The organism is Enterococcus sp. HY326 (genome assembly GCF_026157065.1).
In the GTDB taxonomy this organism is placed as follows: Bacteria; Bacillota; Bacilli; order Lactobacillales; family Enterococcaceae; genus HY326.
The window spans coordinates 207435-224012 of record NZ_JANLGQ010000002.1 but is presented as its reverse complement, the minus strand read 5'-3'; the positions used below and the strand labels follow the sequence as shown (position 1 = coordinate 224012).

15 protein-coding genes and 1 pseudogene are annotated in these 16578 nt (G+C 35.6%); 3 read left to right on the top strand and 13 right to left on the bottom strand.

The window, feature by feature from the left end; all coding sequences use genetic code 11:
- Positions 1 to 45: 45 nt before the first annotated feature.
- Entirely contained in the window at positions 46 to 1962 is a 1917-nt protein-coding gene (gene iolD / locus ORH16_RS05755) for a 3D-(3,5/4)-trihydroxycyclohexane-1,2-dione acylhydrolase (decyclizing) (protein ID WP_265457052.1), read from the bottom strand.
- Between the two features lie 195 nt (positions 1963 to 2157).
- On the opposite strand from iolD, the gene ORH16_RS05750 reads away from it, so the two are divergent.
- On the top strand, positions 2158 to 2550 hold the full coding sequence (locus ORH16_RS05750; protein WP_265457050.1) for a tautomerase family protein: 393 nt from the start codon (positions 2158 to 2160) through the stop codon (positions 2548 to 2550).
- A 72-nt stretch (positions 2551 to 2622) separates the two neighbouring features.
- Here the strand turns inward: ORH16_RS05750 and iolC are convergent, their stop codons facing one another.
- The 3 genes and pseudogenes from iolC to ORH16_RS05735 all read right to left on the bottom strand — a co-directional run bounded on the left by iolC (position 2623) and on the right by ORH16_RS05735 (position 5901).
- Positions 2623 to 3582 carry a 5-dehydro-2-deoxygluconokinase gene (iolC, locus tag ORH16_RS05745; RefSeq protein ID WP_265457049.1) on the bottom strand — a complete coding sequence of 320 codons (960 nt, stop codon included), beginning with the start codon at positions 3580 to 3582 and terminating at the stop codon, positions 2623 to 2625.
- Entirely contained in the window at positions 3583 to 4416 is an 834-nt protein-coding gene (gene iolB / locus ORH16_RS05740; protein ID WP_265457047.1) for a 5-deoxy-glucuronate isomerase, read from the bottom strand.
- 26 nt (positions 4417 to 4442) lie between these two features.
- Positions 4443 to 5901, bottom strand: a pseudogene (locus ORH16_RS05735) (CoA-acylating methylmalonate-semialdehyde dehydrogenase).
- A 232-nt stretch (positions 5902 to 6133) separates the two neighbouring features.
- Between ORH16_RS05735 and ORH16_RS05730 the strand changes: the two are divergent.
- On the top strand, positions 6134 to 6880 hold the full coding sequence (locus tag ORH16_RS05730; RefSeq protein ID WP_265457046.1) for a DeoR/GlpR family DNA-binding transcription regulator: 747 nt from the start codon (positions 6134 to 6136) through the stop codon (positions 6878 to 6880).
- A 53-nt stretch (positions 6881 to 6933) separates the two neighbouring features.
- On the opposite strand, the gene ORH16_RS05725 is transcribed toward ORH16_RS05730, so the two are convergent.
- From ORH16_RS05725 to iolE, 6 genes are read right to left on the bottom strand one after another with little or no spacing between them, the layout of a single operon-like run.
- Positions 6934 to 7869 (bottom strand): aldo/keto reductase, encoded by a 936-nt coding sequence (locus ORH16_RS05725; RefSeq protein WP_265457044.1) that lies wholly within the window; start codon positions 7867 to 7869, stop codon positions 6934 to 6936.
- A 37-nt stretch (positions 7870 to 7906) separates the two neighbouring features.
- Entirely contained in the window at positions 7907 to 9232 is a 1326-nt protein-coding gene (locus tag ORH16_RS05720) for a glycoside hydrolase family 30 protein (RefSeq protein ID WP_265457042.1), read from the bottom strand.
- A 56-nt stretch (positions 9233 to 9288) separates the two neighbouring features.
- The gene (locus ORH16_RS05715; RefSeq protein ID WP_265457040.1) at positions 9289 to 10305 is read right to left on the bottom strand and encodes a Gfo/Idh/MocA family protein; all 1017 of its coding nucleotides are present in this window, start codon (positions 10303 to 10305) and stop codon (positions 9289 to 9291) included.
- A gap of 19 nt (positions 10306 to 10324) precedes the next feature.
- Positions 10325 to 11110, bottom strand: a complete 786-nt coding sequence (locus ORH16_RS05710; protein ID WP_265457038.1) for a hydroxypyruvate isomerase family protein — start codon at positions 11108 to 11110, stop codon at positions 10325 to 10327.
- Between the two features lie 17 nt (positions 11111 to 11127).
- Complete coding sequence (iolG, locus tag ORH16_RS05705; protein ID WP_265457036.1) at positions 11128 to 12174, bottom strand: inositol 2-dehydrogenase; 1047 nt, start codon at positions 12172 to 12174, stop codon at positions 11128 to 11130.
- A 46-nt stretch (positions 12175 to 12220) separates the two neighbouring features.
- Entirely contained in the window at positions 12221 to 13117 is an 897-nt protein-coding gene (iolE, locus tag ORH16_RS05700; protein WP_265457034.1) for a myo-inosose-2 dehydratase, read from the bottom strand.
- Between the two features lie 249 nt (positions 13118 to 13366).
- On the opposite strand from iolE, the gene ORH16_RS05695 reads away from it, so the two are divergent.
- Complete coding sequence (locus ORH16_RS05695) at positions 13367 to 14230, top strand: helix-turn-helix domain-containing protein (protein WP_265457033.1); 864 nt, start codon at positions 13367 to 13369, stop codon at positions 14228 to 14230.
- Between the two features lie 48 nt (positions 14231 to 14278).
- Here the strand turns inward: ORH16_RS05695 and ORH16_RS05690 are convergent, their stop codons facing one another.
- From ORH16_RS05690 to ORH16_RS05680, 3 genes are read right to left on the bottom strand one after another with little or no spacing between them, the layout of a single operon-like run.
- A complete protein-coding gene (locus ORH16_RS05690) occupies positions 14279 to 15451 on the bottom strand; it encodes an iron-containing alcohol dehydrogenase (protein ID WP_265457032.1) in 1173 nt (390 codons plus the stop codon).
- 13 nt (positions 15452 to 15464) lie between these two features.
- Positions 15465 to 16310, bottom strand: a complete 846-nt coding sequence (locus ORH16_RS05685; RefSeq protein WP_265457030.1) for a ketose-bisphosphate aldolase — start codon at positions 16308 to 16310, stop codon at positions 15465 to 15467.
- A 21-nt stretch (positions 16311 to 16331) separates the two neighbouring features.
- Complete coding sequence (locus tag ORH16_RS05680; RefSeq protein ID WP_265457029.1) at positions 16332 to 16577, bottom strand: hypothetical protein; 246 nt, start codon at positions 16575 to 16577, stop codon at positions 16332 to 16334.
- Between the last annotated feature and the right edge of the window lies 1 nt (position 16578).

Here is a 16578-nt window from a genome sequence, read left to right as displayed (position 1 = left end):
AAGATGTTATGAGTATCCCACTGCTTTTTTAATATGGAAAGCTTTCTAATATAGCCATGCCTTCTTCGACTCTGCCATTTCATGATCACTGATTGCCTGAACCTTAGGACTAGTAGATAGTTGGCTAACTCCTGTACGCCACCAGCTACCAATAGCATCATTCGACATGGTTTTAGGTAATACTTTGATTTCAATTAAGGTGGAGGAAGTTTGTTCTTTTGCAGCTAATAAAGCGGCTGTTAAATCCTCAAGATTATTTACCTTATATGAAACAGCCCCATAAGCTTCAGCTATTTTGGCATAATCAATCTGCATAACTTGATCTTGCGAATTACTTAACTCAGTTCCTTGGCTGTTCAGCCCATGCTCCATCTGTAAATTATTAATACTACCGTACCCGGCGTTATCAAAAAGTAACACGTTAATTTTTTTGTCATATTGCAATGCGGTCACTAGCTCTGTATGCATCATCAAGAAACTACCATCTCCCACAAAAGCATAAGATTCTTTTTCAGGTTCGGCTAGCTTAGTTCCCAATGCTGCTGCCACCTCATACCCCATGCAAGAATAGCCATATTCCAAATGAAATGTATTTTTTCCTTTTGCATCCCAAGTCCTCTGCATGTCTCCTGGCAGAGAACCCGCACTGGAAATTACAATTGCATTCTCATCAAATAGTTCATTGATGGTTAACAACGCAGAAGTTTGTGTTAGTTCTGTTTTCAAGCGATCAGCATAAGTATTCAATTTATCTTGAGAAAAATGCCCAGGGAACTCTGGCTCAAAATCAGTTCTAGAAAAAGTTGTCTGACGTAGCCGACTTCTTTCAGCTTGCCAATTTTGTTTGTATTGCGCTAACACGTCATTAAACTCAGTTTGATAGTCAGATAAAGTATCTGAAATAGCGGTTAATGTCGCCTTGGCATCTGCAACCACTTGTAAGCCGTCAAATTTTGTTGTTTGGAACCGATTGACGTTGATATTTAAAAATTTTGTTGTTTCAAAATTGAAGAGCGTTTTGCTACTGGTCGTAAAATCAGAATAGCGAGTACCTACACCAATAACTAAATCTGCTTCCATCAGTACTTGATTGGCTGGCGCTGTTCCTAACACGCCTGCACCGCCCATTGCCTGAGGAAAATCTGGGGTCACAATAGATTTTCCTGCATGGGTTTCAACAACAGGGATGTTGTGAGTACTTGCTAATTTTTCTATAATTTCTCCTGCTTCAGAATACTTCGCTCCGCCACCAGCTAATAACACTGGGTGCTTACTTGATTGGATTAAAGCAACCGCTTCATTTAATTCTCTTTCCGTTGGTTGCCGACGATCCACATAGTGAACTCTTTTTTTGAAAAATTCCTCAGGATAATCAAAAACTTCACCTTCAGTATCCTGACAAATTGAGATAGTGACAGGGCCTGCTGATTCTGGATTGGTTAATACTTCAAATCCACGAATCAAAGCACTCATTAATTGTTCTGGTCGTTGAACTCGGTCCCAATAACGGGAAATTGGTCGAAACGCATCATTGGTGGTTATAGCCGCACTTAAGGGTTGCTCCATCTGCTGTAAAACCGGATCAGGCTGTCGACTCGCAAAGGTATCTGCTGGTAATAATAAGATTGGAATATTGTTTGCAAAGGCTGTTGCCGTTGCTGTTAATAAATTTGCAGAGCCAGGACCCGAAGAGGCTGTTACTGCATAAATCTTTTTGCGTAAAGATTGTTTTGCAAACCCTATTGCTGAATGAGCCATCCCTTGTTCGTTTTTACCTTGAAAACTTTTTAGATGTCCAGGGTTTTCTTGTAAGGCTTCACCAATACCTAAGACATTCCCATGTCCAAATATATGGAAGATTCCTTCGACAAAAGGCGTTTCTACGCCGTCAATTGAGATATATTGCTGATTTAAAAACTTGATTAATGCTTGTGCAGTAGTCAAGGGGATTTTTTTTGCCATTTTCTTCACTCCTTAATCCTCTCTGGCGAGAGACGATAGATTTCATCTTTATTATAAATAGTACATTTTAGATAGTCAATATTTTTTGGTTATATATTGGATAAGTTTTGTTTTAAAAATCACAACATGGGCATAATTGTAGCAAGAATTACTTTTTTTAGGTATCATATGACAAACATCAAGGAGGAAGTAGTTATGCCACTTTTAAAAATTGACCTTATTAAAGGTAAATCGCCAAAAGATATTAAAAAGATTCTCGATAGTTTAAACGAAGCAGTCCTTACTGCCTTTGAAGTTCCACAAGGAGATCGTTATCAAATTGTCACACAGCACGAACCTTATGAAATGATATTAGAAGATACAGGACTAGGATTTCAGCGGAACGCCGCAGAACAAATTGCTATCACAATTATTAGCCGACCTAGGACTAAAGAGTCGAAAGAGTTATTTTATCAACTAGTTGCGGAAAAGCTGTATCAAAATTTACAAATTGACTCTAAAAATATACTAATCAGCATTATTGAAAATAATGACAGTGATTGGTCTTTTGGGTTTGGGCGAGCGCAGTTTTTAACTGGCGAGTTATAACATCTTTAACTAACCATACTACTTAAAGAGGATTTATACCTAACAGCTCGTTAAGTATAAATCCTCTTTTTACTATGACTGCTCTGCAATCAATTTTTGAATTTCAGGAATTGTCGGCATAGCATCACTAGAACTGTGAGAGCTGACAACAATGGCAGCAGAGGCACTACCGTATTTTAAAGCTTCTTCGATGGTTAACCCTTGGACAATTGCCGTAATGAAAGCTGCTGCATAAGAATCTCCTGCACCAAAAGTTTTTAAAACTTTAGCTTTATAAGCATTTCCTTTAATTACAGAGCCATCTTTTTGATAGGCATACGACCCCTCAACACCATGTTTAATCACAATAAGTTCTGGTTCAAACTTGAATAGTTCATTTACCGTTTTTTGATTATCTCCATCAATAAGGTTTTCCATCACATCGAATTCATCTCTTGTGCCAATGACAATATCAGCTTGTTTCGCGACGATACTATAATAAACTGAAGTTTCCTCTGCACTCTTCCAAGTATAAGGCCGATAATCTAGTTCAAAAATGACTTTCGTGCCATTCTTTTTAGCAAATGCCACAGCTTTCAGCACTGCTTCCCGAGAAGGGCTTTGAGCTAAACCAGTACCTGAGACAACAAAGTATTTTGCTTTTGCAATATAGTCTTCATGAATCTCTTCTGGTTTTAAATACAAATCAGCCACTAGGTCCCGATACATTAAGATACTACATTCTGAAGGACTCAAAATTTCTGTAAAAGCTAAGCCAGATTTATGCCCTTCATCATCAAAAACAACTTCTGAGGTATCCACGCCAGCATCTTCCAAGTATTTTTTTATAAAATTTCCATGTTGATCTTTTGACAATTTGCCAATAAAACCAACATTTAATCCCATTTTAGCAGAGCCAATAGCAATGTTCGCAGGACTCCCACCAACATATTTTCTAAACGTCATCGTCTCTTCCATTGGACGATTATATTCAACAGCATTTAAGTCAATGGCCGCCCGACCAATTGCGATTACATCAAATTCTTTTTGCATCTATTTTTCCTCCTTAGTACGGTTAATAATCCATTCGTGATCTATTTCATTATGGAACTTCCAAAATTTTGTCGGTCCAGCCATTATATTTAAATAGTAGCCATCATAACCCTCCGCGACACTTACAGGATGATAGCCTCTAGGTACAATCACCATATCTTGATTGTAAACTTCCATGGTTTCATCCAATAAGCGGTCATCCGTATAGACTCTTTGGAAAACAAATCCGTTTGTTGGGTTCATTTCATGATAGTACGTTTCCTCTAAAAAGCTTTCTGTTGGTAAATTGTCTTGGTCATGTTTATGTGGTGGGTAACTAGACCAGTTTGCTTGATCTGTATACACTTCAACTACTAGTAACTTTTCAGAAATTGTACTTTGGTCATCCAGAATATTGTGAACTAATCGTTGATTATTATATTTCCCACGATGCTCAACAAGATTTTCTGTTCCTTTAATCAGTTGAGTTTCCTTGGCAGCTCCCTCCATAGAGGAGTAACACAAAATAATATTTCCAGCTGTCTGACAGGTAATCGTCACTGTTTTTCCTTTTGATACATAAACACTGTCTGTTGGAATTTTTTCAAAAACGCTTGAGCGAGTCCCTACATCATCAAAAGTCACAGTCCCATCGCTCACTTGGTAGCTACCAGTCAAAGCAACAACACAGACTTCCTTGTCCTTCAGTTCTGTCACAACTTGCCCACCTTCATTCATTTTAAACACTTGGGCTTCAATATAGTGTAATGGACTATTTTCTTTGGTGATGTGCTGCAACAATTCTACTGAATCAGAAATCTTAAACCTGATCGGACTTCGTTTTAACTGAACCATGTATTTTTCACCTCTTGAACGTAAATTTAAATGTCTTCTTTTGGATATCTAGCAGTCACAACTTTACGATGTGTATAAAACTCAATACTATCTTTCCCATTACAATGTAAATCACCGTAAAACGAATCTTTCCAACCAGAGAAAGCAAAGAAAGCCATTGGTGCTGGCACTCCTAAGTTAATTCCCAGCATACCGCCATCAATATTTTCTCTAAAATAGCGAATAGCACTGGCATTGTTTGTGAAAAGACAAGCCCCATTGGCAAATGGAGATTGATTGGCAATTGCCACGCCTTCTTTTAAATCTTTAATTTTTATTACTGAAAGTATAGGTGCAAAGATTTCATCCTGCCAGATAGTCATATCTGTTGTAACATTTTCAAAAATTGTCGGGCCAATAAAATAGCCAGTTGCAGGAATATTTTGCCGACCATCCAGTGTCAACTTAGCACCTTCAGCCAAGCCTTTTTCAATATACTCAACAGTTCGTGCTTGATTTTCTCGACGAATTACTGGTCCCAAGAACACACCTTCATCTAATCCATTGCCAATTTTGATTTCTTTAGCTGCCTTTACTAGCCGCTCCATGAAATCATCGTAAATAGTTTCTTCAACTTCTAATACAGCACACACAAGCCATACACCGCTCTCCAGCAGATCCAAAAGCTGCTGAGATAACATTGGTGACAGTGACATCTAGATTAGCATCTTTTAAAACAACGGTATGATTTTTTGCACCAGTTAACGCTTGTACTCGTTTTAGGTTAGCAGTTCCAGTTTTATAAACATACTCACCAACAGGTTTAGAACCAACAAATGAGATTGCCTTCACATCTGGATGCTCTAGCAAGCCATTTACTACATCGTGGGCACCATTGACAATGTTGAAAACTCCATCAGGCAAACCTGCTTCTTTCAATAAATCTGCAATTTTTTCAGCTAGTAATGGTGTTTTCTCGGAAGGTTTTAAAACGAATGTATTTCCACACGCAATTGCCATTGGAAACATCCAACAAGGAACCATCATTGGAAAATTAAAGGGGGCAATCCCACCAATCACACCTATTGGATATTTATAATTTACTGCTTCGACGTCCGTAGCAATACTGGACAACGAATCCCCCATCATTAATGAAGGAACACCTGCAGCAAATTCAGTATTCTCAATCCCTCGTTGGACTTCTCCCAGTGCTTCAGCATAGGATTTTCCATTTTCAATCGTAATAATTTTAGCTAATTCTTTTTTATGTTCTGTTAGCAATTGATGGAATTTGAACATCACTCGAGCTCTTTTTGGAGCCGCAACATTTTTCCAACTGTGAAAAGTATTTTGTGCTATTGCTACCGCTGCGTCTAAATCTGTCTTAGTGGACAATGGAACACTCGCAATAATTTCTTCAGTAGCTGGATTTATTACATCTTCAAAGGCTTTTGTCTCACTATCTACCCATGAACCACCAACAAAGTTTCTTAATTGTCTTGCCATGAAAACTCCTCCTAATTATTTGGAATTGTATTTGATCAATTGATTGACTTAATCATAAAGGAAACTCCAAAACATGTCAATAATTTTTGGTAATATTTTGGTCATGTTTCCGTTTAAAAAGGACACTTGCTCAAATATTCATTGAAAAACTGATATTTCTATGATATTCTATGATGGAGAAATCAAATTTACTTATTCAATAACCAAATGATTATGAAGGGATGAGAGGTAAATGAAAACAAAACGAATTAATGAAATCGAAAAATACGTTAAGGAAAACGAATCCGCGACTATTGATGAACTATCTAATGAATTTGATATTTCTATAAATACTGTTAGAAGAGACATCAATGAATTAGAACAAAGAGGAACTATTGAGAAAGTTTATGGTGGTGTTCGAGCAAAAAAGGAAAACTTAATCAACTTTACCCAACGTTCTACTAGTCATGCTGAAGAAAAAAGAATTATCGCAGAAAAAGCAGCAGCCTTTATTGAAGAAAATGATGTAGTATTCATTGATTCAGGTACGACAACAATTGATATCTTGGACTTCCTAGATCCAAAATTACGATGCACAGTTATTACGAACAGCTTGGACATTATTGAACGAGTTGTCTCTTTTCCAAACATTACTCTTTTTGTTGTTGGCTCTTTATTTAGAAAACAAACACGTTCTTTCGTTACTATGTCTGCTGAAAAGGTTGTCATGCATTTAAATGTAAATAAGGCTTTTATGGCAGCGACAGGAGTCTCGATTAAAAATGGTGTAACGAATTCCTCTCAAGAAGAGTATTGGATTAAGAAGGAAGTTGCCGAAACTGCTGCTCAAGTCTTCGTCCTCGTTGATAATTCCAAATTCGATAGGGCGGCTTTATTAACCTATAGTAGTTTTGACAATGTCTCTTATGTTCTAACGGATCAAGAACCACCAAAAGAATACTCAGATTACTTCAAAGAGAAAAAAATTATTGTCGTTTAACAAAACTAGAGTGTAGATATCACTTATTCCAGAATATCTACACTCTAGTTTTTCTATATTGAGGGGAATAAGTGATTGATTTTATCCCACTCTTTTTCAGTTAGTACAAATTTCGTGCTATTGAGGTTACTCAATACTTGATCAAAGTTTTTAGCTCCCGGAATTACACTGGTTATGTCTTTGCGCATTAAGTACCAATTTAAAACTATATCCGCTATAGAAACTTTATAACTCTCTGCTAAAGAACTGAGATAGGGAATGGCTGTATCAACAATATGAAGATTTTCTTTAGAGAAATAGGTTAAATCACTTCGAAAATCTCCATTTTCTAATTGTTTTTTACTATTATATTTCCCCGACAAAACTCCTGAAGCAAGCGGAAAAAAAGGAATAAACGCAATATTACGCTCCAAACAATAGGACATTATCCCTCCTTCATTACCACGATCTAGCAGGTTATACTTATCTTCAACTATATCTACTTGATTTTCAAAATTGGCTTCTTTCAGCTGCTGTAATGAAAAATTAGAGACGCCAATTGCTCTAATTAAGCCATTATCCTTCAGTTTTTGCAAAGCCTCAATTGCATATCTTTTATCTGTAGCTTCGTCAGGAAAATGGATGTAAAAAATATCAAGATAATCAGTTTTCAATCTTTTTAATGCTTCAAAAACAGACCTAGTTAAAAACTCTGGAGAATTACTAAAAACATCTTTGACTGGATCAGTATGGGCAGCTTTAGTTGCTAAAATTATTTTTGAACGATCATAATTTTGAATGACTTCCCCGATTAATTCTTCACTACGACCATTACCATATCGATATGCTGTATCAATCAAATTAATATCATTTTCGATTGCAGTAGCAACCAAATGTTTCCCTGCTTTTTCACTTAAGTTAGGATATAAATTATGGCCACCAACAGCATTGGCACCCAAACCTATCTGCGAAATTTCAATGCCGGTTTGTTTTATTTGTCTTTTTTTCATCTAAATACTCCAAAACCAAAAATTTTTATTTTCAAACTTACCAAATTACTGTAGAGACTTCTTTAGCCTTTAAAGTCATTTCAAGTTCTTTATTACCTTCCAATATTCTAAAGGTCTCTTCTTTTTCGGATCTATTATAAAGAACCAACACTATTGATTCATCGAGATTTTTAAACGCCACTTGTTCAATATTCTGATTGTAACTAGAAGAGTACACTACACAAGCTCCCTTTTTGATAAAGTGGCTGAAATGTCTAATATAATAATAAGAAAGATTAAAAATCAATTTGTCTGTCTCTTTCTCATATTGAATAGGTGCTTCACATGTATTCCCCATATGATTTGGACCACCCTTTGAATCCAGCAAGATGTTCCAATCAATATAAGAACTCATGCCATTTTTGAAATTATTAATTAAATCATGGATATAAACATCCCCATGGTTTGTAATATTTTCAACGGTCCCTTCTGTTTGTGGGACACAACCTTCTGAAAAAAGTAGGTCCTTTTCTGGGTAATTCCGATAAAGATAATCCAGCTGCTCAAAATGGTCGCCTGTATACCAATGGAAAGCAACACCATCAATATTTTTTCTAAACTCTTCATTACTAAAGCTTTGATCAGCCCATTCTATTAATCCATCTTTGTCGTGATCCCAAATGTAATACTCCATCCCATCATGAGGAGTGTTTGCCAATTTCTTTTTCAAAACCTTAACAGCAAAATATGCCTCTTGATAATTTGTGTATAAACAAGAGTCCCATTGTTTTATAGCTACTGGCTCATTTTGTACTGAAAATTTTTGAACCTTAATCCCGTTTTCTAAATAATGATCTAAATAGGCTTTGATAATATCAGCCCAAGCTTCATAGTATTCTTCTTTTAAATAGCCGCCTTTATTCATATCATTGTTAGTTTTCATGAATGAAGGAGGACTCCACGGGGAAGACATAAAAATGATATCTGGATTTCTTTCTAAAGCTTTTTTTATAAAAGGAATGATATTCTCGTCATCACGATTAAAGTTGAAATTTCCAGATTGAACGTCTTTTAGACTATCCACATATTGATAGTTACCCAAAGAGAAATCACAACTTTGAATGGGCATACGTGCCATATTGTAATTACTTCCTTGATTACTAAAATACAAATCAATTAGTTCATCTTGGGTCTTTTCGGTCATAGAATTAAACACGACACCTGCTCCCTCAGTAAAGGAGCTCCCAAATCCATTAATGATTTGTTTTGGTTTATTTGGAAATACTTTAATAACATTACTATTGTCAGGGCTTCTTAATGAGAAATCCTGCACCTTTTCTTCAAACTGTGAATTTAAACTAGAAGTAAAAATTTTTGCACTCACATTATCATCTCCTATCTTAAAAAGGAGATGGTAATACAAACCATCTCCTAAAAATATTAATTGTAAAATGCTGGTTTATCTACACCTACAACTTTTTCTGTATTCCCTGAACGTTGAGATTTTACAGCAGCATCAGAAGTAATTGCTGCTAAATAACCATCCCATGTATCAGGACCAACTGGATCTTTCCCATCATTTAGATGGTCAAAGAAATCTTGGAATTCAACATCATATGCTGCTTCAAAACGTTCTTTCCATAAAGTTAAGATATCTGTGGAATATTTTGCATTTTTCCGCATTGCAACACTTGGAGGACTAGGTAACTCAATCATTCCCTCTTCTCCAGTGATATCACAATGAATATCATAGCCATATTGACAATTGGTAAATACTTCAACCACGATATTTACACCTTTATTTGTCTCCATAACAACAACCTGCGGATCTCTTACTTGCTCTGCTGGTACGTTTGATGTCTGACGAGGGAAGTAAACTTTGACATCAGTATACTCGTCATCAATTAACCAATGAAGGACATCAATTTCGTGAATCAATGTTTCATAGATTGCATTTTCAGTTTTGTATCCAGGTACAGTATCTAAGTTGTAATGGCGGCAATGAATCATCAAAGGCGCACCGATTTCATTATTGTCTAGAATTTTTTTCATTTGTTTGTAGCCATCGTCGTAACGACGCATAAAGCCAACTTGTAACATTTTCTTACCAGTTTTCATTTCTGCATCCATTACTCTTTTACAATCTGCAGCACTGATGGCAAGTGGTTTCTCTACAAAGACAAACTTGTTTGCTTCTAATGCAGCAACAGCTACATCAGCATGTGCCTCGTTTGACGCAGTAATTACAACAACTTCAACTTCTGGATCAGCCACTAAATCATGATAATCACTATAATCCTTAGCTTCAATTTTGAATTGATCTAGCGCAGCTTGCGCTCTGCCAGGTACGATGTCACAAACTGCGACAACATCTACACCCGCAATAACATGAGCTAGTCTTCTTAAATGATCAGAACCGATTGCACCGATTCCAACAACTCCGATTTTTAATCCCATTTGCTTTCCTCTTTTCTACTTAATAGCTCATAATCGCTTTTACAGCTTCTTTTGTTGTGGTTGCTGGAAATAGCTCATATCCAACACGACCTTGATAACCAATTTCTTCTAACATCTCAAAGACTTTAGTGTAGTTGATTTCACCAGTTCCTGGTTCGTGACGACCAGGATTATCTGCTACATGAATATGTCCAATTTGTTTAAGGTATTTAGTCATGTTTACACTTAGGTTTCCTTCATTAATTTGCATATGGTATACGTCATATAAAACTTTTAACCGAGGCGATCCAATCAATTGAATCATTTCGGCAGCCATTTGAGTAGTAGCTAAATAATTTCCCACATGATCCGCATAGATATTTAAAGGCTCAAGATTTAAGTCAATTTGATGTTCCTCAGCCAATTTTGCACAATCAAGTAACATATCATACATTGAACAGATTTTTACTGTATCTGAGAGCTCAGTATAGTGGTTTAGCACAACCCCTAAATCACCTAAAGCATTGGAATGGATAGTTAATGACAGTGAACCAATTTTCTTAGCAGCCTCAATAGATTGTTTTAAAAATTTCAAATACTCAGTTTTATGAGTTGGATCAATCAATGAATAATCCGCATCACCATTGAATCCACTGATTTTGATGCCAGATTTTTTAACTGATTCCACAATTTTGTCTAAATCTTTGTCAGTCCAACTCCAAAATTCAATATATTCAAAGCCATCATCTTTGGCTGCTTGAAAACGATCATAGAAAGGAATCTCAGTGTACATTGCATCGATACACGCACATTTTGGAAAGTTCATAATTTTTCCTCCATTAATTATAGTTTAGGTAACAATTCAGCAATCTTAACTGGACGATCTTCTTCAGCAGAACGACGTGCTGCATGAGCCATAACAATACTCATTAAACCATCCATAGCAGTTGCTTTTACTGGCGTATCATTTTGAACAGAAGCGATAAATTGACGAATTTCTTCTGCATAAGCTAACCCATAGCGTTCTTTGATAGTAATTTTCGGAGTATCATGAATGATTCCTTCTCGAGCATTCAAAGTAGCTTCACTAAAGTCATCATTTTCCACTGTTACAGCACCTTTTGTACCAAAAACTTCAGCACGTTGATCATAGCCGTATACTGCTTCCCAGCTATTATCAATGATTGCCAATGAATTATCTTCAAAGCGGATTGTAATCGCACAAGTATCATCACGAGTAATTTCAGGATCATCTTTGTTGATAAGTTTTGAACCCATTGCATACACTTCAGTAACTTCACTATTATTTAAGAAGCGCACCATATCAAAGTCATGAATAGTTGTATCTGTATAAATAGAACAGTTTTCTCCACCAGGAGCAGTAAAGTATTCTTTGATTGGAGGAATTGGATCACGAGAAGTAATTTTAATAATATGAACATCTCCAACTTTGCCAGCATCAACTAATTTTCTAGCTTTTGCAAAGTTATGATCAAAACGGCGGTTGAAACCGATTTGCAATTTCACTCCAGTTTCTTCAACAACTTTCATTGCTTCAACAATTTTTTCAATTGAATAATCAAATGGTTTTTCACAGAAGATATGTTTGCCGGCTCTCGCAGCCTTAATAACTAATTCACCATGAATTGCTGCTGGTGCACAAATCAAAACTGCTTCAATTTCTGGATCGTTTAGCACTTTATCATAGTCTGCAATAGCAGCAGGGTATTCTAAATCGTTTGCCCAATCACTATATTTATCTGGAAATGGTACAGGAAATGGATCTAATACATACTTCAATTCAACCTGTGGAATTGAAGTCATAATATTTTCAATATGCACCTTCCCCATATTTCCGGCACCGATTACTGCAACTTTAGTTTTTCTCATAGCTAATTTCCTCCAATATAATTTTTTATTTTTAAGTGGTTTCCCACTAAAGACCCGTTTTTTCTTGTAAATACTTTCTTGCTTTCACTGCATATTCTAGTGGGTTGGCTTTCTTTGGATTTTGCTCTGCTTCAACAAGTAACCATCCCTCATAATCATTCGAATCTAGGATTTCAAAGATTCTAGGGAAGTTCACAAATCCATCACCCGGAACGGTGAAGCAGCCCTCAACAACAGCTTTTCTAAATTTATACCCCTGAGATATTGCTTCAGTCATCTTATCTTTTCGAATATCTTTCAAATGAACATGCCCAATTCTATTTACAAAATCTTGACACGCTTGTACGGCATCTTCATTTGAAAAAGTAAAGTGTCCTGTATCGAAGCAGAGATAAACCAACTCTGGATCTGTATTTTCAAGCAATCGCTTTGTCTCAGCATAAGTTTGAACAACTGTTGCCATGTGATGATGGAAGCATAATTTAAATCCACGTTCATTTGCGACTTTGCCAAGTTTGTTTAATCCAGTTGTTAGCTTCACCCACTCTTCATCAGAAGCTACAGGTTTCGCATTGCCAAACATTGATTTTTCAGAGGCGAATAAATTTCGGGTTAACTCACAGACGTTAATTCTGTTTGAACCAACGCTTTCTAAAAAATCTAATTCCTTCAAAAACTCTGCTTCATTTTCCTCATAAGGAGTTGAGCATAAAAACGATGAAAACCATTTACTTGCAACTTTTAAATTTCTTGATTTTAGAGATTCATTTATGCTTTTTGGATCAGATGGAAATTTTATACCAACTTCTGTTCCAGAGAAACCAGCTAATGAAGTTTCATTAATGCATTGCTCATAAGAATTTTCAGCACCTAGTTCAGGCATGTCATCATTACTCCAACCTAATGGAGATATTCCTAACTGAATATTTTTTCCGTCAAACATTTACAATCCTCCTTTGAATATAGTATTATTGCTTAAAAGAATTACGATAAAATCCATATCAGTTATTTCTCTATATTGTTTTTAAATAAAATGAAAATAGTTTTATAAAAAGGCACAAAATAGAGTTCCTTAGTTTAATCGGTTCTTTTAACTTGATTACATACTTAGTATACTTTTATAAGAATCCGTTTCCAATTCGTAAATTTGCTGATTTTTATCGATTTTGTGCTATGTGGGAGGTTTAATAAAATGGAGCAATTTAGCCAGGACAAAATGGGTCACTTTGACAAAGGTATTATTTCTAGAAAAGGGGTATATTTTAATAATCCTTCGAGTTTTGCAAAAAAAAATTTATTTTGTATATTGTGGGGAGGAGAACTTACCTGCGATTTGCCATATGAAATAAATCGAAAAGCTGCAGGGCAATTTTATGATGTTTTTCTGATGCTTCATATTTTGGAAGGAGAATTAGCCATTGAGTATGAGGAAAAAATATTTTATGCAAAAGCTGGGTCTATTGTTTTACTTGACTCCAGAATAGCAAACCACTATTGGGCAACAGGTAGAGTGAAATTTCAATTTGTTCATTTCACTGGAATACTATCTGAACCCTACTACGATGAAATTCATGATCTTAATGGCATCTACTTTGAGAATTGTTCTGATTTGATCTCACCTTTCTCACAAATTATGGTTGAGCTCATGGGGTTAAGACCGAATGATCATGTGATGTCTTTGAGTCTTACACAAATATTCACATCAATGCTATTTGCAAACAAACAGACTGTTTCCAAATCGATTTTAAAATCACAAATCTATATTGAAACTCATTATGCTGATTCCATTTCGGTTGATGAAATTGCAGAATATGCCGGATTAAGCAAATATCATTTTTCCCGACAATTCAAAAAGGAAGTCGGAATGTCTCCACATCAATATGTGACTGATATTCGCATCAAAAATTCGAAAAAACTATTGAGGGAGACAAGGAAATCTATCGAAGAGATTGCTTTTGATGTTGGCTTCACGAGTGCGTCACATTTCACTTTTTCATTTAAAAAAGAAACTAGCGAGACTCCATTGAATTTTAGAAATTTTTTTATTGGAACTTAAAAAGCTATTGACCATCCTCATATGTTTTGAAGATGGTCAATAGCTTTTCTATTTATATGAGAAAGCTTTAAAATAAAGCTGAATAATTTCTTCTTTGGATGGTACTTTGGGATTATTTTGTGGACTTCCACTAGCTAGAGCATCTTCTGCCATTTTATTAACTGCTCTTTCAAATTCTGTAAACTCTATTCCCCATTCTGCTAAATTAGTAACCTCTAGATGAAGGCAGATTTTTTTTATCGTTTGAACTAGATATTCGCTTTTTTCATCTATATCAAGATTCACTTTATTTGGATAAATATAGTCAACAATCTCAGATAGCTTTTGTTTGATTACCTCTTGACTAAATTCTAGAAAAATTGGCAGGAGCATTGCATTGGATAACCCATGTGGTACATGGAAAAGTGCCCCAATCGGTCTACTCATACCATGAACAAGAGTAACTGATGCGTTTGAAAATGCAATGCCCGCTTCTGTACTACCAATCATCATTTCATTTCTTGCCTCTTCATCATTTCCGTCATCATAAACTTTTTCAATATTTGTTAGAATTCTTTTTAAAGCATCTAACGAATACATTTTTGTTAAACTATTTGATTTGATTGATACATATGATTCTAGGGCATGACATAAAGCATCTAAACCAGTAGCAGCGGTGATTCCTTTAGGGACCGTTTTAGTGAACTGTGGATCTACTATTGCTATCTCAGGTAAAAAAATTCGATTCTTTAGCATCATTTTTACTTGAGTTTTTGTGTTCGTTATTACAGTCACATCTGTCGCTTCTGAACCTGTCCCAGCTGTTGTGGGAATTGCTATTAATGGCAATGGACTTGACACTCCTTGAAAATCACTCCCGTAAAAACTTTCAATCGCAACATTATTAGTGATAACAGCGGCTACGGCTTTTGCAGTATCTAAACAGCTGCCACCACCAATAGCAATAATATAATCACATTGATCGTTTTTAGCAATTTTAACTGCATCATACACATAGTCTTGAGTCGGTTCTGAATTTATCTCACTATATAAACTAAATCTTTGATTTACAGAGTTCAATATATTGGCTATGAGTTCAAATGAACCATTTTTCAATAAAAATGGATCACAAAGAATTAAAGGCCTCGATCCAAGTGTTTCTGCTTCTTGTGCGAGCTTGTTGATAGAACCATTTCCGAGATAGATTGTCTTAGGTAAATTTAATTGAATAATATCCTTCATTTTTTTCCAACTTTCATTCCAAATTTTTAAACTCCCGAATTTTTTCTTTCACAACTGAGTAAATGTTTTTTGCACTTAATTCTTGTAAAATTTTTGGCTCATACACAGTTGGATAATTCCTTAAAGAATCAATTAATCCAGCTTTCCATGCTAGATTTAATTCAGTATTTACATTAATTTTTGCATGTCCTAGTTCAATCGCTTTTCTTATTTGGTGAGTCGGAATCCCGCTAGCTCCGTGCAAAACTAGGGGAATACTAATTGCTTCTGAGATTGCTCTCATTTCTGCAAAACCTAGCTTAGGTTCTCCTTGGTATGGACCATGAACTGAACCTAATGCTGCCGCTAATGCATCGATTCCCGTTTCATCTACTAAACGAATACACTCATTAAGGTCTGCATAGTTTATTCCACCAATAACTCCATCTTCATTTCCACCAACCGTTCCAATTTCGGCTTCAACAGAAACATTCTTATTATGAGCATAATCAACGACTTTCCTAGTTAACTCGATATTCTTTTCGAGCACTTCATGGCTCCCATCAAACATCACAGAAGAATACCCGGCATCTATTGCTTCAAAGCACCTCTCTATTGTTTGTCCATGATCTAAGTGCAAAACAACTGGAATCTCAATATTGTAATAGTCAATTAATGATAGTACTAACTTCTGAATGGTTTTAAACCCTCCAAGATAATCCACCATACGATCCGAAGTAGCTAGTATTACTGGTGAGTTCTCAGAAACTGCGGCTTTTAGAATATTTTCAATCCACAATTGACCATTTATATTGAAGTGACCAACTGCTTCCTTCCTGCTTTTTGCCTCAGGTAATATGTCATTCAAATTTTTTAGCATCTTTTTCGCCGCCTTTCTTGCCTACTTTTTGAAATATTCATTTGGTGAGAATTGTAAATTGGATAATCTACTTTGAAATTCTTCATTGCTGATTCCATATAGATTTTCTTTTTCCAGTTTATTAAATTCTTCGACTAAGGTGTAACTAACTAAATACAAAGTTAATTTTTCCTTCGCAATTTTCTCTAAGTTTTCCTCATTTGATTGGTGGCTAGACACAACCAAATTTGCAAATTCTTTTGGATTTAACTTAATTTCTCTTTTCATA